Origin of the sequence: Shewanella electrica, from assembly GCF_022321485.1 — a bacterium.
GTDB lineage: Bacteria > Pseudomonadota > Gammaproteobacteria > Enterobacterales > Shewanellaceae > Shewanella > Shewanella electrica.
In genome coordinates, this window is record NZ_JAKOGG010000280.1 from 1 (window position 1) to 272 (window position 272).

Sequence of the window (272 nt, forward strand, 5' to 3'; positions counted from 1 at the left end):
GACGGCCTCGAAACTGCCGGACACGTCGAAAGCGGGCCTCAAGACCCTGGCCGCAAAGTTGAAAGGGCAGCCCGCCCTGCGCCTGCAGCTTATGGCCTATGCGGGAGGGGAGTCCCTTTCCTCCGGCAAGGCCCGGCGTTTGTCGCTCTCACGCGCCCTGTCGGTTCGCTCCTACCTTATCGAGAACGGTGTGCGCAGCACCCGGATCGACGTCCGCGCCCTTGGCAACAAGACGGCGGAAGAACCGTTGAACCGGGTCGACGTGACCGTCG

General features: G+C 65.4%; 1 protein-coding gene. It reads left to right on the top strand.

Going from position 1 to position 272, the window contains the following annotated elements:
- Positions 1 to 272 (top strand): OmpA family protein (locus L9G74_RS20645; protein WP_238898633.1); only part of this gene is annotated, 272 nt, incomplete at both ends.